This is a genomic window from Burkholderia sp. BCC1640 (genome assembly GCF_902833125.1).
Classification (GTDB): domain Bacteria; phylum Pseudomonadota; class Gammaproteobacteria; order Burkholderiales; family Burkholderiaceae; genus Burkholderia; species Burkholderia diffusa.
Genome location: NZ_CADFEF010000210.1, coordinates 1 through 248 on the forward strand (window position 1 = coordinate 1; position 248 = coordinate 248).

Annotated in this window: 1 protein-coding gene; it reads right to left on the reverse strand. The window is 61.3% G+C overall.

Annotated elements, in window-relative coordinates:
* Positions 1-248, reverse strand: a 248-nt coding sequence (locus HWX25_RS33240) for an ATP-binding protein (RefSeq protein ID WP_175912821.1), incomplete at both ends; no start/stop codon positions are given.

Consider the following 248-nt stretch of genomic DNA (forward strand, 5'->3'; position numbering starts at 1 on the left):
ACACTGGACCATTCGGCGAAGTCCAGATTCGTTGTGATGGCAACGCTCGTGTGTTCGTACAGGCGGCTCAGCAGATGGAACAGCAACGCCCCGCCGGCCTGGCTGAACGGCAGATATCCGAGTTCGTCCAGGATGACCAGGTCAAGGCGGAGCAGACTCGCCGCGATCCGTCCAGCACGGCCCTGCGCCTTTTCCTGTTCCAGTGCGTTGGCCAGATCCACTGTCGAGTAGAAGCGCACTCGCTTGCC